This window comes from Anaeromyxobacter sp. SG66 (assembly GCF_022690805.1).
Taxonomy (GTDB): domain Bacteria; phylum Myxococcota; class Myxococcia; order Myxococcales; family Anaeromyxobacteraceae; genus Anaeromyxobacter; species Anaeromyxobacter soli.
In genome coordinates this window covers 1-20,738 of record NZ_JALCZC010000035.1, presented here as the reverse complement: position 1 = coordinate 20,738, position 20,738 = coordinate 1, and the positions used below count along the sequence as shown (strand labels likewise).

At 74.5% G+C, this 20,738-nt stretch carries 15 protein-coding genes; 7 read left to right on the top strand and 8 right to left on the bottom strand.

Annotated elements, in window-relative coordinates; translation table 11 throughout:
* Positions 1–6: 6 nt before the first annotated feature.
* Both MNZ39_RS11930 and MNZ39_RS11925 read right to left on the bottom strand, forming a co-directional pair.
* Positions 7–759 carry a glycosyltransferase gene (locus MNZ39_RS11930; RefSeq protein WP_242338684.1) on the bottom strand — a complete coding sequence of 251 codons (753 nt, stop codon included), beginning with the start codon at positions 757–759 and terminating at the stop codon, positions 7–9.
* Positions 744–1,496 (bottom strand): bifunctional 2-polyprenyl-6-hydroxyphenol methylase/3-demethylubiquinol 3-O-methyltransferase UbiG, encoded by a 753-nt coding sequence (locus tag MNZ39_RS11925; protein ID WP_242338682.1) that lies wholly within the window; start codon positions 1,494–1,496, stop codon positions 744–746. The genes MNZ39_RS11930 and MNZ39_RS11925 overlap by 16 nt, the downstream gene beginning before the upstream one ends.
* A gap of 92 nt (positions 1,497–1,588) precedes the next feature.
* On the opposite strand from MNZ39_RS11925, the gene MNZ39_RS11920 reads away from it, so the two are divergent.
* Positions 1,589–3,394 carry a DUF6311 domain-containing protein gene (locus MNZ39_RS11920; protein ID WP_242338723.1) on the top strand — a complete coding sequence of 602 codons (1,806 nt, stop codon included), beginning with the start codon at positions 1,589–1,591 and terminating at the stop codon, positions 3,392–3,394.
* A gap of 4 nt (positions 3,395–3,398) precedes the next feature.
* On the opposite strand, the gene rimO is transcribed toward MNZ39_RS11920, so the two are convergent.
* The 3 genes from rimO to MNZ39_RS11905 form a co-directional block, all read right to left on the bottom strand.
* Positions 3,399–4,817, bottom strand: coding sequence for a 30S ribosomal protein S12 methylthiotransferase RimO (rimO, locus tag MNZ39_RS11915; protein ID WP_242338680.1), 1,419 nt, complete (start codon positions 4,815–4,817; stop codon positions 3,399–3,401).
* Positions 4,818–4,890: 73 nt separating this feature from the next.
* Positions 4,891–5,379: a YajQ family cyclic di-GMP-binding protein gene (locus MNZ39_RS11910; protein WP_242338678.1), complete on the bottom strand. Its 489-nt coding sequence runs from the start codon at positions 5,377–5,379 to the stop codon at positions 4,891–4,893.
* A 33-nt stretch (positions 5,380–5,412) separates the two neighbouring features.
* A complete protein-coding gene (locus MNZ39_RS11905) occupies positions 5,413–7,065 on the bottom strand; it encodes a ribonuclease J (RefSeq protein ID WP_242338676.1) in 1,653 nt (550 codons plus the stop codon).
* Positions 7,066–7,279: 214 nt separating this feature from the next.
* On the opposite strand from MNZ39_RS11905, the gene MNZ39_RS11900 reads away from it, so the two are divergent.
* On the top strand, positions 7,280–8,368 hold the full coding sequence (locus MNZ39_RS11900; RefSeq protein ID WP_242338674.1) for a hypothetical protein: 1,089 nt from the start codon (positions 7,280–7,282) through the stop codon (positions 8,366–8,368).
* A 64-nt stretch (positions 8,369–8,432) separates the two neighbouring features.
* Positions 8,433–10,778 (top strand): ATP-dependent helicase, encoded by a 2,346-nt coding sequence (locus MNZ39_RS11895; RefSeq protein WP_242338672.1) that lies wholly within the window; start codon positions 8,433–8,435, stop codon positions 10,776–10,778.
* Between the two features lie 180 nt (positions 10,779–10,958).
* On the opposite strand, the gene MNZ39_RS24695 is transcribed toward MNZ39_RS11895, so the two are convergent.
* On the bottom strand, positions 10,959–12,737 hold the full coding sequence (locus MNZ39_RS24695) for a CotH kinase family protein (RefSeq protein ID WP_308197193.1): 1,779 nt from the start codon (positions 12,735–12,737) through the stop codon (positions 10,959–10,961).
* 124 nt (positions 12,738–12,861) lie between these two features.
* Here MNZ39_RS24695 and add point away from each other — a divergent pair, with 124 nt between their 5' ends.
* From add to glgC, 3 genes are all read left to right on the top strand, one after another.
* Positions 12,862–14,001, top strand: coding sequence for an adenosine deaminase (gene add / locus MNZ39_RS11885; RefSeq protein ID WP_242338670.1), 1,140 nt, complete (start codon positions 12,862–12,864; stop codon positions 13,999–14,001).
* 10 nt (positions 14,002–14,011) lie between these two features.
* Positions 14,012–14,497, top strand: a complete 486-nt coding sequence (locus tag MNZ39_RS11880) for a methylated-DNA--[protein]-cysteine S-methyltransferase (RefSeq protein WP_242338668.1) — start codon at positions 14,012–14,014, stop codon at positions 14,495–14,497.
* A 230-nt stretch (positions 14,498–14,727) separates the two neighbouring features.
* A complete protein-coding gene (glgC, locus tag MNZ39_RS11875) occupies positions 14,728–15,969 on the top strand; it encodes a glucose-1-phosphate adenylyltransferase (protein ID WP_242338666.1) in 1,242 nt (413 codons plus the stop codon).
* A gap of 52 nt (positions 15,970–16,021) precedes the next feature.
* Here the strand turns inward: glgC and MNZ39_RS11870 are convergent, their stop codons facing one another.
* Both MNZ39_RS11870 and MNZ39_RS11865 read right to left on the bottom strand, forming a co-directional pair.
* On the bottom strand, positions 16,022–16,411 hold the full coding sequence (locus MNZ39_RS11870) for a response regulator transcription factor (RefSeq protein ID WP_242338664.1): 390 nt from the start codon (positions 16,409–16,411) through the stop codon (positions 16,022–16,024).
* Positions 16,412–16,490: 79 nt separating this feature from the next.
* Positions 16,491–19,097 (bottom strand): DUF5916 domain-containing protein, encoded by a 2,607-nt coding sequence (locus MNZ39_RS11865; protein WP_242338662.1) that lies wholly within the window; start codon positions 19,095–19,097, stop codon positions 16,491–16,493.
* A gap of 144 nt (positions 19,098–19,241) precedes the next feature.
* Here MNZ39_RS11865 and MNZ39_RS11860 point away from each other — a divergent pair.
* A partial coding sequence (locus MNZ39_RS11860) for a pitrilysin family protein (RefSeq protein WP_242338660.1) occupies positions 19,242–20,738 on the top strand: 1,497 nt, incomplete at its 3' end.

Genomic DNA, 20,738 nt, shown 5'->3' with positions numbered 1-20,738 from the left:
CGGCGGTCAGCGCCGCCCGAGCCGCAGCCGCGCGCCGAGCGCGACGAGCTGCAGGCCGGCGGCGAGCATCGCACCGGGGCGGAGCTTCGAGCCGCCCACGTCGCGCCAGGCGAGGAGCGGCACCTCCTCGAACGCGTCTTCCCCGAGGGGCGCGACGCCGGGGCCGCCGGCGCGGAGGCGCGCGAGGAGCTCCACGTCGAAGATCCAGCGCGTGCGGAACGGCGCCTCGAGCGCGGCGGCGAGCGCGGGCGTCGCGCGGAAGAGCTTCGCGCCGCACTGGGTGTCGTAGACCGCGAGGCCGAGGGCGAGCGAGGCGAGCGTCGCGAACACGCGGCCGAGGTAGTGGCGGAGCGGCTGACGCTCGATGCGCCTGCCGAGGAGCCGCACGCGCGAGCCGAGCACCGCCTCGCGGCGCGAGGCACGGGCCGTGTCCACGAGCCGGGCGAGCTCGTCGACCGGCGTCGAGAGATCGGCGTCGGCGTAGCCCACCACCGCGGCGCCGCCCGCCAGCGCCCGGCGGAGCCCCTCCCGCACCGCCTCGGCCTTGCCGCGGTTCCGGGGGAGGAGCACGACGGAGATCCGCGCGGGCTCCGCGCGGCGGAGCTCGTCGAGCACCGCCACGGTCCCGTCGGTGGAGCCGTCGTCCACGAGCACGAGCGAGAGGCCCTCGCGCGCGCGGGCGAGCCGGAGGAGCTCCTCGCGCTGGAGCCGCACCGCCTCATTGAAGCAGGGGATGACGAGCGCTACGGCTTCCGGCATAGGGCCCAGTAGCTCAGGCCGGGCAGGTCGAGCCCGAGCCGCGAGAGCAGGAGCGAGAGGGACGCGTCGAGCGCGAGCGCGCCGCGGACGGCGGCCGTCACGGACGCGGGCGCGTCCCACTCGCCGAGGTCCTTCGGCGGGGGCGCCGAACGGGAGAGGCGCTCGAGCGCGACCTGCGCCGCCCGCGGCGCGACGAGGGCGTGGAAGAGGCCGCCGCCGCGGACCACCTCGAGCCCGGCGCGCGCGAGGACCGCCCGCGCGGCCCGCGGCGCGTAGCGGCGGTGGTGCCGGAGCTTCACGTCGTGGCTCGAGAAGAGGGCGGGCCAGGCCGGCACCGACACGAGCGCGTGCCCGCCGGGCGCGAGCCGCGCCTCGACCACCTCGGCGAGGAACGCGGCGTCGTCCTCCACGTGCTCGAGCACGTCGAGGAGGAGGGCGAGCCCGAACGCGCCCTCCGGCGCGGCGCGGGTGAAGCGCAGGCCTGCCGACGGGGCGAAGGCCTCCGAGGCGAGGTGCGCGTCGGTGTAGTTCGTGTCCCAGCAGGTGACGGACGAGCCCTCGGCGAGCGCCTCGGTGAGCCGGCGGGAGAAGAAGCCGTCGCCCGCGCCCACGTCGAGCACCGCCACGCCCGGCCCGAGCAGGCCCGCGCCGCGCAGGACCCGCAGGAAGAAGGCGACCCGCGCCTCCTCCCAGGGGTGGCGCCGGACGGGGGCGCGCTCGAGCTCCAGGAGATCCATCGTCGGCGGAGACTTTCGCGCGTTCGGGGCCGCGAGGCCAGCCCGTTGACACTCCCATCGCGCGCGCGGATCCTCGCGCCCGCGTGCAACGGATGTCCCCCGGCGCCCCCGACGAGAAGGGATCCGCTCCCGGCGTCCCGGCGGGAAGGGCGGGCGGGCGACTCGCCCCCCTGCGCGCGCGCCTCGCGCCGCACGCCCCCGCGCTCGTGGCGGGACTCGCGGGCGTCGGCTGGCTCGCCTGGAACGCCGGTGGCCTCGCCCTCGCCGCGCCGGGGAACGTCCGCTGGCTCCTGGGCAGCGACTTCGGGGCGAGCTACGTCGGGTGGCTCTTCTTCCGCTCGGCTCCGTTCACGCTGCCCCTCGGCGCGAACCCGCTCTATCCCTTCGGCATCGGCTCGACGCTCGGCTTCACCGATTCGCTCCCGCTCGTCGCGGTGGTCCTCCGCCCGCTCGCGGCGCTCCTCCCGCAGGACTTCCAGTACGTGGGGAGCTGGCTCGTCGTCTCCTTCGCGCTGCAGGGGTTCGTGGGCGCGAAGCTCGCGCGGCTCGCGACGCCGGACCGCGTCGCGCAGGCGCTCGGCGGGGCGCTGTTCGTGCTCGCGCCGCCGCTCCTCCACCGGCTCGTGGGCCCGAAGACCGGTCACGCGAGCCTCTGCGCGCAGTGGATCCTGCTCCTCGCCCTGTGGCTCGCGCTCGCGCCCGCGCGCGAGGACGCGCCCCGGCTCCGCGCGAGGCTCGCCGCGGCGCTCCTCCTCGTCCTCGCCGCGGCGGGGGTGCACCCGTACTTCGTGGTGATGGCGGCCGCCCTCGCCGCCGCCCTCCTCGCGCGGATCGTCCTCGTCGAGCGGCGCGGGGGCGCCTCGCTCCTCGCGGGCGGCCTCGCCGCGATCGCGCTCGCGGCGGGCGCGGGGCTCGCGCTCTTCGGCTTCCTCGTGAGCGGGGTGCGGGCGCGCGCGAACGGCTTCGGCTACTTCTCGGCCGACCTCGCGACCCTCGTGAACCCCATGGGCTGGTCGCGCGTCTGGGCGGGGCTCCCCGTCCACGCCGGCCAGTACGAGGGGTTCGGCTACCTCGGCGCGGGCGTCCTGTTCCTCCTCGTCCTCGGCGCCGTCCTCGCCGCCGCGCGGCGCCGTCCCCCCGCCGCCGTCGCGCTCGCCCGTGTGGCGCCGATCGTGGTGATCGCGCTCGTACTCGGCTTCTTCGCGCTCTCCGGCACCGTGCGGGCGGCGGGAGAGGTCGTCGGGCGGCTCCGCTTCTACGAGGCGGTGCCCGCGCTCTCCGGCACCTTCCGCTCCTCGGGCCGCTTCGTCTGGCCCCTCCACTACCTGCTCCTCCTCGGCGGGATCGGCCTCGCCGCGGCCGTGCTCGGCGAGAAGCCGCGCGCGCTGCGGGGCGTGCTCGCGCTGGCCGTGGTGGCGCAGGTGCTCGACGTGAGGCCGCCCGCGCCGCTCCGGCTCGCCCCTTCCTTCCCACCTCCCGCGCCGGAGTGGGCGCTCGCGGAGGGCGCGTACCGCCACGTCTCGATGTTCCCGCCCTACCTCCTCGCCGGCGGGGACCCCATCGCGCCCGAGCCGGAGCTCTGCGGTCCGCACCTGTATCCGCCGGACAGCTACCTGCCGCTCGCGGAGGCGGCGTATCGCCTGGGCGCCACCTTCGACGCCGCGTACGCCGCCCGCCTCGATCCCGGGCGAGCGATCGCGGCGTGCCGGGCGACCCGCCGCGCCGTCGAGGCGGGAACGCTGGATCCCGCGACGATCTACGTCGTGCACCCGAGCGCCATCGCGCGCCTCCTCGCGGCGGGCGCGGACTGCGGCGCCGTCGGCGACGATCGGGTGTGCGTCGCTCGGGGGCGGCGGGATCCCTTCGCCGAGGCGCTGCGGGCGCACCCAGTGCGCTGAGAGCTCAGCCGACGACGGGGAGGCCACCGCGGCGGCGCGGGCCTGCGTCGCGGGGTTCCGCCTGGGGAAGCGGGCGTCGCGCCCGCTCCGGATCGCGCGCCACCACGCGGCCGACGAGGTCGTACTCGGAGGCGTCGGTGATCTCGACGGTGGCGAGCTCGCCGGGGTAGGCGACCCCGTCGTTGATGTAGGTGATGCCGTCGATCTCCGGCGCCTGCTGCGCGTGGCGGCCGGCGAGCAGGTGCTCGGTCTCCTCCGAGCGCCCCTCCACGAGCACCTCGAGCTGCCGGCCGATCATCGCCTGCTGGTGGTCGCGGGAGATCTCCTGCTGGAGCGCCATGATGCGATCGCGGCGGGCGCGCTTCACCGCCTCCGGGAGCTGCCCGTCCATCTCCGCCGCGGGCGTGCCGTCCTCGGGCGAGAACTCGAACACCCCGAGCCGCTCGAAGCGCTGCTCCTCCACGAAGCGCACGAGATCCTCGAAGTCCTCCTCCGTCTCGCCGGGGAGCCCGACGATGAGCGAGGTCCGCAGCGCGATGCCGGGCACGCGCGCCCGAAGGCGAGCGAGGAGCTCGCGCAGGAACACCGAGTCGCGGCCGCGCTTCATCGAGCGGAGCAGCCGGTCGGAGGAGTGCTGCAGCGGCATGTCGAGGTACTTCACGATCTTCGGCTCGCGCGCGATCACGTCGACGAGCGCGTCCGGCACGTCGCGCGGGTACGCGTAGTGGAGCCGCAGCCAGCGGATGCCGTCCACCTTACACAGCTCCGGCAGGAGGTGGTGCAGGCGGACCTTGCCCGGCAGGTCGTAGCCGTAGGCGGTGAGGTCCTGCGCCACGAGCGAGAGCTCGACGGTGCCCTGCGCCGCGAGCGCGGCCGCCTCGGCGACGACGTCGTCCACCGGCCGCGAGCGCTGCGCGCCGCGGAGCTTCGGGATGATGCAGAACGCGCAGGCGTTGTCGCAGCCCTCGGAGATCTTGAGGTAGGCCGTGTGCGAGGGGAGCGAGTTCACCCGCGGCGTCGAGGCGGAGTGGACGAAGTCCGGGTCGGGCACGACGAGCCGCTTCGCCTGCGCGTCCGAGACGACGCGGGCGATGTCGGCGTAGGCGCCGGTGCCGAGGAAGTGGTCCACCTCCGGCAGCTCGGCCGACAGCTCCTCGGCGTGACGCTGCACGAGGCAGCCGGTCACGACGAGCTTCTTGCAGCGCCCCTCCTGCTTCATGCCCGCGAGCTCGACGATGGCGTCGACCGACTCCTCCTTGGCGCTCTCGATGAACCCGCAGGTGTTCACCACGATCACGTCCGCCTGGGCGGGGTCGCGCTCGAGGCGGTAGCCGGCGCCCGTCAGGGTGCCGAGCATGACCTCGCTGTCCACCCGGTTCTTCGGGCAGCCGAGCGTGTGGAGGTAGACGCGGGTGGTGGTCATCGGGGCGCCCGATCTAACAGACGGGGTGGGCGCGGACAATCCGCGGTGAGCGGGCGGGCGGGGGGTAGGTCTCTCACTCCCTGAAGTTCTGGAACTGCAGCGGGACGCCGAGCGCCGCGCCGCGGATGGCCTGCATCGCCGCCTGCAGGTCGTCCTTCTTCTTCCCGGTGATCCGCACCGCCTCCCCCTGGATCGCCGCCTGCACCTTGAGCCCGCTCTCCTTCACGAGCGCCACGATCTTCTTCGCGTCCTCCTGCTTGAGCCCGCGCTTCAGCTTCACGAGCTGTCGCACCGAGCCGCCGGAGGCGGGCTCGACCTTCTGCGGGTCGAGGCCCTCGAGCGGGACGCCTCGCTTCGCGAGCTTCTCCATGAGCACCTGCAGGGCCGCCTCGGCGCGCCCCTCGGAGGCGGCCTTCACGACGACGTGCAGGTCCTTGTCGCGCTCGAGGTCCGTGTTCGTGCCCTTGAAGTCGAAGCGCTGGAGGATCTCCTTCCGCGCCTGGTTGAAGGCGTTCTCCACCTCCATGAGGTTCAGCTCGGAGACCACGTCGAAGCTCGGCATAGACCGCTGTTCCTCCCCGCGCGTCGCCGCGCCTTAGAGCTCCAGCACCACCGGCAGCACCGTGGGCCGCTTCCCCGTGGCCCGCTTCAGCGAGCGCCGGACCGCGACCCGGAGCGTCTCCTGCACCTCCTCGACGGAGAGGCGGGCCTGCGGCGTGAGCTCGTCGAGCGCGCGCAGCGCCTCCGCCCGGAGCTCGTCCTCCGCCCCCTCGAACCCGGCGACGCCGCGGGCGAAGAGCTCGGGCCCGCGTATCACCGCGCCGGTCGCCTTGTCCACGACGAGCACCGCGATGCAGAGCCCCGCCTCCGCGAGCAGGCGCCTGTCCTTCACCACCATCGCGCCGATGTCCTGCCCGAGCAGCGCGTCGCGGTCGGTGTAGACGCGCCCCACCGGGACCGGCTCCGCGAGCACGCTCACCCCGCCGTCGCCGAGCTCGAGCACCTGCCCGTCGAGGAGCAGGTGGCGCCCGCGCACGCCCTCGGAGGCGGCGTGGGCGGCGTGGCGGGCGAGGTGGCGGTACTCACCGTGAATGGGCACGAAGTGCTCGGGGCGGGCGAGCGCGATGAGGCGCCGCTGCTCGGCCTCCTGCGCGTGCCCGGAGACGTGGAGCGGCCGCAGCCCCTCGTAGGCCACCTGGGCGCCGCGGCGGCAGAGCGCGTTCACGACCTCGCCCACCGCGACCTCGTTGCCGGGGATGAAGCGCGAGGAGAGGATGACGAGGTCGCCCGGCGCGAGGTCGAGGTCGGGGTGCTCGCCGCGCGCGAGCCGTGAGAGGGCGCTCCGCGGCTCACCCTGGGTGCCGGTGGTGAGGACGCACAGCTCCTTCGGCGGCAGCTCGCGCGCCTCGGGGAAGCCGACCGGCATCCAGGCGGGCAGATCGAGGTACCCGAGCGACTGGGCGAGCCGGACGTTCGACTCCATCGAGCGGCCGAGGAGCGCCAGGCGGCGTCCGAAGGCGCGGGCGGCGTTCGCGACCTGCTGGATGCGGTGGATGTTGGAGGCGAAGCAGGCGACGAAGACGCGCCCGGGAGCGCGCTCGAAGGCCTCCTCGAGCGCGGCGCCGACCTCCGCCTCGGAGAGCGAGGAGCCGGGGCGCTCCGAGTTCGTCGAGTCGGAGAGGAGGAGCCGCACCCCGCGCGCGCCGAGCGCCTCGACGCGGGCGAGGTCGAAGCCGGGCCCGGCGATGGGCCGCGGGTCGATCTTGAAGTCGCCGGAGTGGACGATCGTCCCCTGCGGCGTGGAGAAGGCGAGGCCGCACGCGTCGGGGATGGAGTGGGTGACGGCGTAGAACTCGGCCGCGAGCGGCGACGCCTCCCCCGCCGGCCGCAGGTCGCCGGGCGCGACCTCGCGCAGGTCCGCTGCGACGCCCGCCTCGTCGAGCCGCGGGCGCAGGAGCGCGAGCGTGAAGCGCGTCCCGTACACCGGCGCCTTCACGTCCCGGAGCAGGAAGGGCAGCGCGCCGATGTGGTCCTCGTGCCCGTGCGTCAGGTAGATGGCGCCCACCTGCTCGCGCCGCTCGCGCAGCCAGCCGAGGTCGGGGGCGATGAGGTCGACGCCGATCGGCTCGTTCGGGAAGAGGATGCCGCAGTCGACCACGGCGATCCGGCCGTCGGCCTCGATCGCCATGCAGTTCATGCCGATCTCGCCGAGGCCTCCGAGCGGGACGATGCGGACGGGAGGCGCCACGCGGGGAATCTACTCCTCGCGCCGGCGTGGAGGGGCGGGAACCCGGCTCCCTGGCTCCGGGCTCCCCACCCGCTCCGCCCGACGCGTTCGGCGCCGGGCGGGAAGCGCGAGGCCGCGGACCGGCTGCGGACCTGTCCGCGGCGCGCTCCCCGGGGTGAGAGACCCGCGAGCCGCGGATCGTGACGCGACGGCCCCGTGGTAGCCTCGGCCGCCCATGCGAAGCCTCGCCCGCGCGGCCGTCGTGCTCGTGTTCTCCCTCGCTCTCACCGCCGGTGCGGCGCGCGCGAAGGACCGGCCCGCGCCCCGCAGGACGGGGGCCCCCGCGCGCGAGGCTCCCCGGGCGAGCGGGCAGTCCGCGCCCGAGCCTGCGCCCGCTCCCGGGGCGAGCGACTCCGACGTCGTCCGCCTGCGCTTCGCCTGGCCGGCCGCGGCCGAGGTGCAGGCGACGCAGCGGAGGACGCGGCACCGCACCGGCCTGCCGCCCAGCACGACGATCACGCGGTTCACCCAGCGCCTCGAGCAGGCCGGCGGCGCGCTCCGCATCTCCACCCGAGGCACCTCGTGGGAGGGCGACGCCCCGTACCCGGGCCCGCCGGCGGCGGTGGACGGGATCCTGCGGGCGGCGGAGTCCGTGGTGCAGGTGGTGTCGCCGGAGGGCGAGTTCGTCGCCCTGGAGGGCGTGGAGGCGCTGCGGCCCGGGATGGCGCGCATGCTCGAGGGGTCGGTCCCCGACGATCAGCGGGAGCGCGCGCTCGCCTTCGCCGAGGCGGCCACGCAGGCGCAGGCGCGCGAGATGTGGAACCTCGCGGTCGGGTTCTGGATCGGCGCGGACCTCGAGCTCGGCGAGCGCTACGGCATGAGGACCGAGGCGGAGGTGCCGCTCCTCGGCACGAGAGCGGACTTCGAGCAGGAGTTCTCCGTGCGGCGCAGGGTGCCGTGCTCGGCGCGCGATCACGAGGAGCGCTGCGTCGAGATCACGCTGCGCGCGGCGCCGGATCCGGCCGCGCTCCCGGGCCTCGCGCGGGCGGTGGTCGCGAAGCTGGCGGGGCCCGAGGCGAGGCTCCCCGAGGACGCGCTCCGCGAGCTCGTCGTGGAGAACGAGCTCGTGCTCGTCACCGAGCCGGCGACGCTGCTCCCCCACCGCTTCGTGTGGACGCGCTCGGTGCGGGCGACGGTCGCGGAGGGCGGCGGCGAGCCGCGGGTGCTCGAGCAGGTGGAGCGGAGCGAGTCCGACTACCAGTACGGCGCGCCCGCGCGGAAGAAGCCCGCGCGCAAGGCGAAGCGCACCGCCGCCCGGGGCTGAGCTTTCGCCTCGGGGCCCTCGCCCCGCGCGGCCCGGGCCCGCTTCGATTATCCTTCCCGACCCCATGTCGACGTCCGACCCGCTCCTCGAGGGCCTGAACGACGCCCAGCGCGAGGCCGTGCTCCACGGCGAGGGCCCCCTCCTCGTCCTCGCCGGCGCCGGCAGCGGCAAGACGCGCGTCATCGTCCACCGCATCGCCCGGCTCGTGCGCGACGAGCGGGTGATGCCCTGGCACATCCTCGCCATGACCTTCACGAACAAGGCGGCGGGCGAGATGCGAGAGCGGCTCGAGCGGCTGCTCGGCGTCCAGGCGAACGAGCTCTGGGTGCAGACGTTCCACGCCTTCGGGGCCCGCTTCCTCCGGCGCGAGGCGGCGCGCGCCGGCCTGCCGCCCTCCTTCGCCATCTACGACGACGACGACCAGATCCGGCTCGTGAAGCGCATCTTCCAGGAGCTGCGCGTCGAGGACGGCGAGCCGCTCACCGCGCGGCAGGCGCTCTCGCGCATCGACCGCTGGAAGAACGCGGCGCTGCGCCCGGACGAGGTCGTCATCGGCGAGTACGACGTGGAGGGGCAGCTCGCGCGGGAGGTCTACGGCCGCTTCGAGGCCGCCCTCGCGCGCGCCGGCGCGGTGGACTTCGGCGACCTCCTGCTGCGCCCGGTGCGGCTCCTCGAGGAGGACCCGGCCGTGCGCCGCACCTGGTCGGGCCGCTTCCGCCACCTGCTCGTGGACGAGTTCCAGGACACGAACGCCGCGCAGTACCGGCTCCTCAAGCTCCTCACGAACGAGAAGCGGAACGTCTGCGTGGTGGGGGACGACGACCAGGCCATCTACCGCTGGCGCGGCGCCGACGTGACGAACATCCTCGAGTTCGACCAGGGCTTCCCAGGCGCCCGCGTCGTGAAGCTCGAGCAGAACTACCGCTCCACGCGCACGGTCCTCGACGCTGCGCACGCGGTCATCTCGAAGGCGCGGCGCCGGCGCGAGAAGCGGCTCTGGACCGAGAGCGGCGCGGGCGAGCCGCTCGCCCTCGTCGTCGGCCAGGACGAGCACGACGAGGCGGAGCGCATCGCGCGCGCGGTGCAGACGGAGCGCGCGCGCGGCACCGCCGGCGACGAGATCGCCGTGCTCTACCGCACGAACGCGCAGTCGCGGCCGCTCGAGGCGGCGCTGCGCGCGGCGCGCGTGCCGTACGTGATCGTCCGCGGCACGAGCTTCTACGAGCGGGCCGAGGTGCGCGACGCGGCCGCCTACCTGCGCCTCTCCCTCTCGCCCCGGAGCGACCTCGACCTCGAGCGGGTGGTGAACCGGCCGCCGCGCGGCATCGGCGAGAAGACCGTCGAGCGGCTCCGCGCGCACGCCCAGGCGCGGGGGATCTCGCTCTTCGACGCCATCGCCGACCGCGACGCGGTCGAGGACCTGAAGCCCGCCGCGCGGCGCGCCCTCGCCGAGTTCCACGCGCTCGTGGCGGGCCTCGCCGCCGACGTCCCCGCCCTCGACGCGGGGATCGCCGTGCAGGAGGCGCTGAAGCGCTCGGGGCTCCTCGCGCGGCTCGAGGAGGAGCACACCGACGAGGCGGTCGAGCGCGCGGAGAACCTCGTCGAGCTCGTCGCCGCGGCGCGCGAGTTCGACGAGTCGCTCCTCGGCGAGCCGCCGCCGCGCGATCCGGACGACGTCCGGCCGCCGCCGCTCGCGCGCTTCCTCGAGCAGATCGCGCTCCTCGGCGAGGCCGACGCCGAGACGCCGGAGGGGCGCGTCTCGCTCATGACGCTGCACGCCGCGAAGGGCCTCGAGTTCGAGGCCGTGTTCCTCGCCGGCCTCGAGGACGGGACCTTGCCCTACGAGCGGCCCTGGTCCGACGCGGGCCCCGCCGAGCGCGAGGCCGCCGAGGACGAGGAGCGGCGGCTCTGCTACGTGGGCATGACGCGGGCGAAGAAGCGGCTCACCCTCTCGCTCGCGCGCCGCCGCATCGGCTACGGCGAGGGCGGCCCCTCGTACCGCTCGATGGAGCCCTCGCGCTTCCTCGCGGACCTGCCGCCGGAGCTGTTCGGGCTCGCCCACCGGATCGCGCCGTCCGCCGCGCCCGCCGCGCGCGGCCCCGTCATCCGCCGCCCGCCGGGCTCGCTCCCGGGCGAGCCGCACATCGAGCTCGAGGACGACGGCCCGCGCGAGACCCCGCCGCCGCGCCGGACGGCGCCCCAGCGCCAGGGGCCGGTGGTGGACTACTCCTTCGACCAGCGGGCGGAGACGAGCGGCACGCTCCCGCGCGGCACGCGCGTCCTCCACGCCTCGCTCGGCGAGGGGACCGTGCTCGCCTGCGAGGGCGCGGGCGCCGGCGCGAAGGTGACCGTCGTCTTCGACGAGGTCGGCGAGAAGCGCGTCCTCGCCCGCTTCCTGTCGGCCGTCTAACGGGGGCTGCCGCCCCCGCCCCGCCGAGCGAAGCTCCGCGCGCTCGTGCGCGCGTACCGATCGATGCCCCACCCCGACAGCCGGGTCCCGCGCGCCGCCGCGAGCGGCTTCGCCGCTTCCGCGGCAGCGCCCCGGCGGGCTCGCTTCGCTCGCCTGTTCGTGAATCATGATCGGCGCCGTTTAGTTCGCGGCCCCCGGAGTGCGCGCGACGTTCGCGAACGTCTCGGCGCCGTCGCTCGTCCGGCCGTAGGCGCTGCCGCTCGCGCGCGGGCCGAAGTAGACGAGGTCGTACGGAGCGTGGATGGTGCCCGCCGGGAACACGCCGAGCTCGCCGCCCGAGGTGGAGAGGACGAACGGCAGGTGCGGAGGCCCCGCGGTGGGATCCGGCGGCAGCGCCGGATCGGGAGGCGGCGGGGGCCAGGGCGTCCCGTCCGCGACGAGCACGAGGTGGCCGTGGCCGGGCAGGACCGTGCCCGCGGGCAGCGCGTACTTGGCGGGGACGCGCAGGTCGTCCGTCACCTGCGCGCCCGAGAGGTCGAGGTCTGCGTCGCCGCGGTTGTAGAGCTCGACGTAGCCCGGCCCGGTGGCACCCGGGAGCCCGAGCTCGTTCACGACGAGCGGCCCCGAGCCGTGCGCGCGGAGCGCGGGCAGGCGGGAGAGGAGCACGCTGCGGCGGTCGCGGACGAACGCCAGGAGGCGGGCCGGCTCCGTCGCGGCGCGCGCCGCGTCCACGAACGGATCGCCCAGGATCTCGGGGCCGACCGCCGCCCAGAGCGCGTCGAGGTAGGGGCCGACCCGCTCCGGCGTGAAGACGCCCTGGAGGGCGGACTCGAGCCTCGCGAGCAGGCGCGCGCGCAGGGCGGGGTGATCCCAGACGCGCGTCGCGAGCACGCTCCAGGTCGGCTTCTGGCCCGCGCGCTCGTTCACGCGCACGTCGTAGATCCGCTTCACGGCGTCGTCGTAGATCGAGAAGATCTGCGCCTCGCGCCAGACGCCGCCGAGCGGCGCGCCGGCGGAGAGGTCGCGCGACCAGTAGGGCTGCGCGTTGTTGAGGTCCCACGGCACGTAGGTCCAGACGTCGCGGTGCAGCTCGTGCACCCAGTACGCGCGGGCGTCCTCGAGGACGGTGTTCGCGATGAGCTCGTCCGCGGCGAGGTTCCCGAGGTAGGCGTCGAGGTCCATGACCTCGCCGAGCCGCCGCTCGAGGTCCGCGTCGTCGGTCCGGCTGACCACCTCGAGGAAGCGATCCAGGTCGTCCCACGGGAGCGCCTCGTTGCGGGTCTTCGTGAAGTCCTGCTGGTAGGAGGCCTCGAAGCGCGGCTGCTGCTTCAGCTCGCAGTTGCGCCCCCCGCAGCGGTAGATGGAGGCGTCCGGCTCCTGGCCGTGGTGGACGAGGTACTCGCCTCCCACGCGCTCCATGTCGAGGAACACCCCGCGGTACTCGCCGTTCACGGTGAGCTTCACGAAGCGCGCGTACGGGACGGGGAGGCCGAGGACCCGGTAGAGATCCACCGCGAACCGCTCGACGAGCTTCGCCGCGTCGTCGTACTCCGCGAGCAGCGCGAACCGGTCCCGCCCCTCGAGCGCGTAGCCGGGGTCGAGGTCGATGCGCCAGCTCTTCTGCGGCCGCGTGCGCGAGGAGGCGCCGCGGTAGCGCACGAGCCCCTTCGCCTCCCGGCCGTCGAGCTTCACCGTCGCCGGATACATGACGTCCCAGTACGGGTTCGCGTCGAGCGCGGCGAGGTCGCTCGCCGCGAGCGTGACGTCGAGGCGGCGGAGGCGGACCTCGGGGGAGGGGAGCTCGCCCGGCGCGGCCGCGGGCCAGGACGGACCGGGCGGGGGGAGCTGCTGGTAGGGAGGCGGCTCGACCTGGGGCGGCGTGGTGGCGGGCGGCTCGCCTGCGCCGGTGCAGGCGAGCGCGAGGAGGAACGCCATGGGCAGCGGGGCTCGCCTGTTCACCCGTGGAAGGTGCGATCCAGGTGCGCGGATCCACCAGACGCCGGGCGGGGAGCGCCGCACCTCGGGGAGCAGGCGACCGGGCAGGTCATCGCCGTCGAGCCCCCGCCGGGCTTAAGCTTCGGGCATGACCGCGAAGACTGGCGCCGCGCCGATTCCCGTGACCGACGAGCTGCTCCGGGCGCTGCCGAAGACCGACCTGCACTGCCACCTCGACGGCTCGATGCGCCTCGGCACCCTGCTCGAGCTCGGGGAGGCGCAGGGCGTGCACCTCCCGGCGGACACGCCCGAGGGGCTCGCCCGCGCGGTGCGGATGGGCGAGCAGTGCGAGTCGCTCGAGGACTACCTGACCGCCTTCGACGTGACGCTCTCGGTGCTCCAGACCGAGGACGCGCTGCGGCGGGTGGCCCACGAGCTCGCGCTCGACTGCGCGGCCGAGAACGTGCGCTACCTCGAGGTGCGCTACTCGCCGGTCCTCCACACGCGGCAGGGGCTCAAGCCCACCGCGATCGTGGACGCCGTGCTCGACGGCCTGCGCGCGGCGAACCGGGCGACCGGCATCCGCTCGAACGTGATCATCTGCGGGATCCGCCACATCGACCCGCAGACCTCGGTGCGGCTCGCCGAGCTCGCCGTGGCCTACAAGGGCAAGGGCGTGGTCGGGTTCGACCTCGCCGGCGCGGAGGAGGGGCACCCCGCCCGCCGCCACCGCGAGGCGGTGCAGCTCATCCTCGACAACAACGTGAACGTGACGATCCACGCCGGCGAGGCGTTCGGCCCCGAGTCGATCGCCCAGGCGGTCCACACCTGCGGCGCCCATCGCATCGGCCACGGCGTGCGGCTGCGCGAGAACGGCGACCTGCTCAACTACCTGAACGACCACCGCATCCCGCTCGAGATGTGCCCGTCCTCGAACGTGCAGACGCGCTCGGTCGCCGACTACGCGAGCCACCCGCTCAAGTTCTACTTCGACTTCGGGCTGCGGGTGACCCTCAACACGGACAACCGGCTCATCACGGACACGAGCCTCACGAAGGAGCTGCGCCTCGCCCACGAGAAGATGGGCTTCACGCTGGAGGACCTCTGCACGCTCCTCGTGCAGGGGTTCAAGAGCGCGTTCCTGCCGTTCCGGGAGAAGGCGGAGCTGCTCCGCGACGTGAACGCCGAGATCGCGGCGGTGCTGGCGCGCTTCGCTCCCCCGGCGGCGGGCGGCCGCGCGGCGGAGCAGGCGGGGGCGGCGGTGACCGCCGCGGCCGCGGTGCGGTAGAGTTCGAGGCGTGACCGCACGCCTCCGGTACCGCTCCCCCATCGGCATCCTGGGCGTCGAGGCGACCGACGCGGGGGTGGTGGGCGTGACCTTCGGCGACCGCGGCGGCTCGCGCCCCGGGCCCTCGGCGCAGGCCCGCGCCCACCTCGACGCGGCCGGCGCCGCGCTCGACGCGTACTTCGCCGGCCGGCCGCCCGTGCTGCCCGCCCTCGATCTCCGCGGGACGCCGTTCCAGCGCGCCGTGTGGGCCGCGCTCGTCGAGATCCCCTGGGGCGAGACCCGAGGCTACGGCGAGCTCGCCGCCCGCCTCGGCCGGCCCGGCGCCGCGCGCGCCGTGGGCGGCGCGAACCACGAGAACCCGGTGGCCGTGCTCGTCCCCTGCCACCGGGTGGTGCAGGCGGGCGGGCGGCTCGGGGGCTACGCCGGCGGCCTCGACGTGAAGCGCTGGCTCCTCGCGCACGAGGCCGCCCACGCGCCGCTCCTGCGGCTCGCCTGATCGCTGGCCCCGCCGCCGCCGTGGAGCGCGCCACGTCCTCGCGACACCGCCCGGCGCGGTCCAATATGGAATCCGCGGCCCTGACGGGGCGACCCGCGTCCGCGTTCTCGCTCGCGCGCCTTTCGTCGCGGTAGAGCGAGACGACGCCGCGCTGGTGCGGCCGCTTCCTTGCCCCGCCTCGCGCGGGTGCGTAGCCTCGATGATGTTCCAGCCTCACGCGGAGTGACCCGATGGCGAAGCTTCTCGCGATGATCCTCGCCGGCGGCGAGGGGCGCCGGCTCGACCCGCTCACGCGGGAGCGCGCCAAGCCCGCCGTCCCCTTCGGCGGCCGCTACCGGATCATCGACTTCGTGTTGTCGAACTTCGCGAACTCGGGCGTCCTCAAGATGAAGGTGCTCGTGCAGTACAAGTCCGAGTCCCTGAACGCCCACATCCAGCGCGGCTGGCGGCTCACGGCGCTGCTCGACCAGTACGTGGAGATCGTCCCCGCGCAGATGCGCGTCGGCCCGAAGTGGTTCGAGGGCTCCGCCGACGCGATCTACCAGAACCTCAACATCATCACCGACGAGGAGCCCGAGTACACCTTCATCTTCGGCGCCGACAACATCTACCGCATGGACGTCCGGCAGATGCTGGAGTTCCACGAGGAGAAGCGCGCGGACCTCACCGTCGCGGCCATCCCGGTGCCGGTCCACGAGGCGGGCGAGTTCGGGATCATCGAGGTGGACGCCGACGGCCGGATGATCGGCTTCGTCGAGAAGCCGAAGAGCGACGTGAAGACCATGCCCGGCGATCCCACCCGCGCGCTCGCCTCGATGGGGAACTACCTCTTCACGACCGACGCGCTCGTGCAGGAGATCGTCCGCGACGCCGGCGACACCAAGAGCGCGCACGACTTCGGCAAGTCGATCGTGGCCGGGATGTACGGGAGCAAGCGCGTCTACGTCTACGACTTCGCGAAGAACGTGGTCCCCGGTCAGGGCCAGAAGGAGGCGGGGTACTGGCGCGACGTCGGCAGCCTCGACGCCTACTACCAGGCCAACATGGACCTCGTGGACGTGGACCCGTCGTTCTCGCTCTACAACGACCGCTGGCCCATCTTCACGGCGCAGCACAACTTCCCGCCGGTGAAGTTCGTCTTCAACAACGAGGTGGAGCAGCGCGTCGGCCACGCCACCGACTCGCTCGTGTCGGAGGGCTGCATCATCTCCGGCGGCCACGCCCACCACTGCGTCCTCTCGCCCAAGGTGCGCATCAACAGCTACAGCCTGGTCGAGGACTCGATCCTCTTCGAGAACGTGAACATCGGCCGACACTGCCGGATCCGCCGCGCCATCGTGGACAAGCACGTGGAGATCCCGGCGAACACCACCATCGGCTACGACCTCGAGCAGGATCGCAAGCGCTTCCACGTCACCGAGAGCGGCATCGTGGTGATCCCGAAGGCGATGCGGATCGAGCCGGATCGGTGAGCGGCGCCCGCCCCGTCCCCCAGGACCGGGCCGCGGCGTGAGCGCTCCCGCGCTAGCCGCGCACCATCCGCTCGGCCTTGTTGAACGCGATCTGGAGATCGACCGGCTTCTCCATCACGTCCGAGGCGCCGAGCTCCACGAGCAGATCGCGCATGTGCTGGTCGCCCCCCAGCGCGGAGACGACGAGCACGGGGATCGCCGCGGTGCGGGGGTCCGTCTTGAGCTGGCGGAGGACGTCGCGGCCGTCGAGCGCCGGCATGGCGACGTCGAGCAGGATCACGTCCGGGAGCTGCGCCAGCGCGGCGGCGAGGGTCTCGACCCCGTCGCGCGCGAACGTGACCGCGTGCCCCCGGTCGCTCGCGTAGGAGCCGTAGAGCTTCGCGAGCGCCGCGTCGTCCTCGGCGAGGAGGATCCGGAGCGGCGGCTGCGAGCGGGGCGCCATGTGGGAGGAAGCATACCGCCACGGCAGGCGGGCGCAACCCGGGGGGCCCCACGGCCGCCCGCCCCCTCGCCAGCGGGCGTCAGCGGGTCCAGTAGTACGTCCACTTCACGAGGAAGGTGTCGGTCGCCGGCCCGGCGCCGAGCGCGTGCGGGCCGAGCGTGACCGGGAGCGCGCTCGCGCCGTCCCACTCGAGCTCGCGCTGGGCGCGCGTGTAGACGAGGTACAGGGTGGAGCCGAGCCGGTACTCCCAGCGCAGGACGGCGTTCAGGTTGAGCGCGCCCTCGCGGAAGTCGTTCTCGCTCGGCGGGGGCGCCTCGGCGGGCGAGAGCGAGGCGAGCGTCACCTTGCGGTCCCGCGCGGCGGCCTGGCGGAACCCGCGGAACTCGCCGTACGACGCGAAGAGCTGCGCGTAGCCCTGGAGGGTGAGCCGCGGCGTGACGACCAGCTGCTGGCGCACCGTCACGGAGAGCGAGGGCGCGCCGAGGTCGCCGAAGCGGTAGACGCCGGGGGTCGGCTCGTCGACGTACCGCGCCCGCCAGCGCGACGCCTCGTAGTGAACGTCGAGGCGGCTCTCGAGCCGCGCGTGCGGCCTCACGACGAGCATGCCCTTCGTTCCCCAGTAGCCGAGCGCACCGAGGGGTCCGACCGCGGCGGTGCGCCCGCTGCCGGCGGCGACCTCGAGGTACACGGGCCTCGAGGGGTCGAGCGCGGCGTAGCATTCGGCGTAGGTGAACGGCGCCTTCTCGAGCGCGACGCCGGTCTCGGAGATCTCGCGCACGTCCCAGGAGCGGTCCTCCGCCAGGGCGGTGCAGCCGACCCACTGGTAGGTGCGGAGCTGCGCCTCGCCGCCGATCCAGACCTGCTTCGTCCGCGCGAGGCCACGCCCGTCGGTGGTGCGGTGCCCCTCGACGCCGGTGACGAGCGCGTAGGAGTGGAACGGCCCGCCACCGGTCGGCCGGACGTAGCGCACGAGCGCGCGCCCGAGCTGCTCGTTCTGGGTGCGCTGGTAGCCGAGGGCGTTGAGCTCGAGCTGGGGTGACTCGTACTCCCAGTGGACCTCGAAGCGCCACGGCTCTCCCCCGACGCGGCCGACCGCGGCGTGAGCGCCGTAGCCGAGGTCGCCCTCCTCGAGCACCGTCCCGTCCGCGAGCGTGCGCGAGCGGGGCGAGATGGGCGCGCCGGGCGCGGTCCGCGTCGGCGCGCCGCCGAGCGCCTGCGAGCCGGTGACCTGGCCGAGGAGGAACCACGCGCCGTCGCGCGAGCGCAGGTTCCAGTCGAGCGCGGCGGCGTTGCCGCCGAGCACGTCGCAGCGCGCAGGGCGGCGCAGGCGCGGGTCGTCGGCCTCGTCGTCCTTCTCGGCGTCCTCGATCGAGCAGGCCGGGCCGAGGGGCAGCGCCGAGGTGAAGGTCGCGCCGAAGCTGCGCGACGGCGCGGGCTGGTAACGCGCGACGCCGGCGAGGAAGTTGCGCGGCGCCGGGGCGAGCTCGGGGAGCGCGGCCCGCGGCCCGAAGTGGAGCGGCTGGGCCGCGTCGAAGCGGAAGGAGCGGTCGGGGGTCGCCTCCGGCAGCCCCGCGCCGGCGCCGGTGACGAGCGCGTCCGCGAACCCGACCTGGAGCGTGTCGGAGGGCTTGCCGGTGAGCTTCGCGGCCCCGAGGATGGGCGCGTCGAGGCCGATGCGGCGGGAGTAGAAGAGCTGCTGCGGCGAGCGGCGATTGGGGATCGCGACCGGCTGGAACAGGTCCATGCCCTGCGTGAAGAACGGCCGCTTCTCCGGGAAGAAGATCTCGAAGGTGGAGAGGTTCTGGATGATCTCGTCCGCCTCCACCTGCCCGAAGTCCGGGTTGAGCGTGCCCTGGAGCGAGACCGCGCGCCCGAGCGAGGCGCGCACGTCGAGCCCGACGTCGCCGACCGGATCGACGTCGCGCGGGCGCGGAACGTCCGAGACCCGCGGGCGGAAGGCGAGCCGGGCCGCGGTGTAGGGGGCGACCTCGAGCTCCTGCACCGGCCGGAGCCCCTCCAGCCCGACCAGGCTGCCGAGGCGCGCGATCTGCCCTCGCGTGCCGCGGGGGATGAGCACCGAGAGGACCTCCTCGTGCCGGCGCGCGATGACTCGCTTCACCCCGAACCCCCACGTCTGCACGGGCGCGTTCGAGAAGCGCAGCGCGGCGAGCGGGATGCGCAGCTCGGCGCCCCAGCCGTCGGGGAGGGCCGCCGTGGCGGCCTCCCACACGGCGTCCCAGTCTCCCGTCGACGAGTCGTCCTCGAAGAGCAGCGCGTCCGTCTGCACCCCGGCCGCGTTGAGCTCGAACACGTAGGCGGCGCGGTGATCACCCATCGAGTCGATGACCACCGTCACCGCGTCGGAGTACGGGGCCCGATCGCGCCGCCCGAGCGGCCGGCGCACCTCGCCGGGGCTCCGGTCGTGGGCGACGATCCCCACGTACAGCGCCCGGTCGTCGAACAGGACGCGCACCTCGGTGCGCTCGGACGGCGGGGCCCCCTGCGCCGGGAAGACCTGGACGAAGCCGTCGAAGGCGGGGGTGAGATCCCAGGCCGGATCCTCCAGCCGACCGTCGAGGACGATGTCCCCCGTGCGGCGGGCGGCCGTGAGCGGCTCGCCCGGGGCGGCGGCGAGCGCCGGAAGGGAGAAGGCGACGGAGAGGAGCGCGAGCGAGCGTCGGAGCATGAAGGCGGAGGGCGCCGGGCGGCTGAGGCGTTCGGGGCGTCTACGCCGCGGAGCAGGGAATATTTCGCACGGCGGGTCGGCGGTACGGAGGGGGCCCGCTACGGAACGTGACGCCGGAGGAGGCGGGGCTTATAACGCCGCGCCATGACGCCGAGAATCCTCGCGACCGCGCTCGCCGTCGCGCTCCTCCCCGCCCTGCCGCGCGCGCAAGCTCCCGCCGTCGCGGCCGACGCCGCGAGCGCGCCCGAGATCCCCTACACGCTCTTCCGGCTCGAGAACGGGCTCACCGTGATCCTCCACGAGGATCACACGACGCCCATCGTCGGCGTCCACGTCCAGTACGACGTCGGCTCGAAGAACGAGAAGGAGGGGCGGACCGGGTTCGCCCACCTCTTCGAGCACCTCATGTTCCAGGGGACCGAGCACCTGCCGAAGGGCGAGGCGGACCGGCTCCTCGACGCGGCGGGCGGGAGCGGCAACGGCTCCACCGCGCAGGACACCACGCAGTACTGGGAGCAGGTCCCGACGAGCGCCCTCGAGCAGATGCTGTTCGTCGAGGCCGACCGCATGGGCTACCTCCTGCCCACGCTCACGCAGGACAAGCTCGACAACCAGCGCGACGTCGTGCGCAACGAGCGGCGCGAGAACTACGAGATGCAGCCGTACGGGCTCGCCTACGAGCGGATCCTCTCGAACCTCTGGAGCCCGGAGTTCCCGTACCACTGGATGCCCATCGGCTCGCACGAGGACCTGGAGGCCGCGACGCTCGGCGACGTGAAGGAGTTCTTCCAGCGCTGGTACGGGCCCGAGAACGCGGTGCTCGCCATCGCCGGCGACATCGACCCGGCGAGGACGCGCGCGCTCGTCGAGAAGTGGTTCGGCGGGATCCCGGGCAAGCAGAAGCCGGCCGCGCCGAGCGTGCCGGCGCCCGCGCCCATCACGGCCGAGAAGCGCGTGACGATGCAGGACCGCGTGCAGCTCCCCCGCCTGTACATCGCGTGGCAGACGCCGAAGCTCTTCGCCGACGGCGACGCCGCGCTGGGCGTCGCCGGCCAGGTGCTCTCCGAGGGCAAGAGCGCGCGCCTCGAGAAGCGGCTCGTGATGGACGAGCGGATCGCGCAGAGCGTCTCGGCGGGCCAGTCCGGGCAGGCGCTCGCGGGCATGTTCCTCGTCGTGGCCACCCCGAAGCCGGGGATCTCGCTCGAGCGGCTCGAGAAGGAGATCGACGAGGAGCTGGCGCGCCTCGCCGCGGAGCCTCCGAGCGCGGAGGAGCTGCAGCGCGCGAAGAACGTCATCGAGTCGAGCGCGATCTTCTCGCTCGAGCCGGTGGGCGGGTTCGGCGGCCGCGCCGCGACCCTCGCCGACTACTACCTGCGGGCGGGCGACCCGGGCTACCTCGCGAAGGACCTCGCCCGCTACCGCGCCCTCACCCCCGCCGACGTCTCCGCCGCCACCCGGCGCTTCCTCCGCAAGGACGCGCGCGTCGTCCTGACCGTGACGCCGTCCGCCGGCGGGCCGGAGGTCCCCGCGCCGCAGCGTCCGCCAGCGGGCGCTCCCCCCGGCCCGGGCGCCCCCGCGCCCGCGCCCAGCCCGGCGCCTCCGCCGCCCCCCGCCGCCAGCCAGCCGAACCCGCCCGCGAAC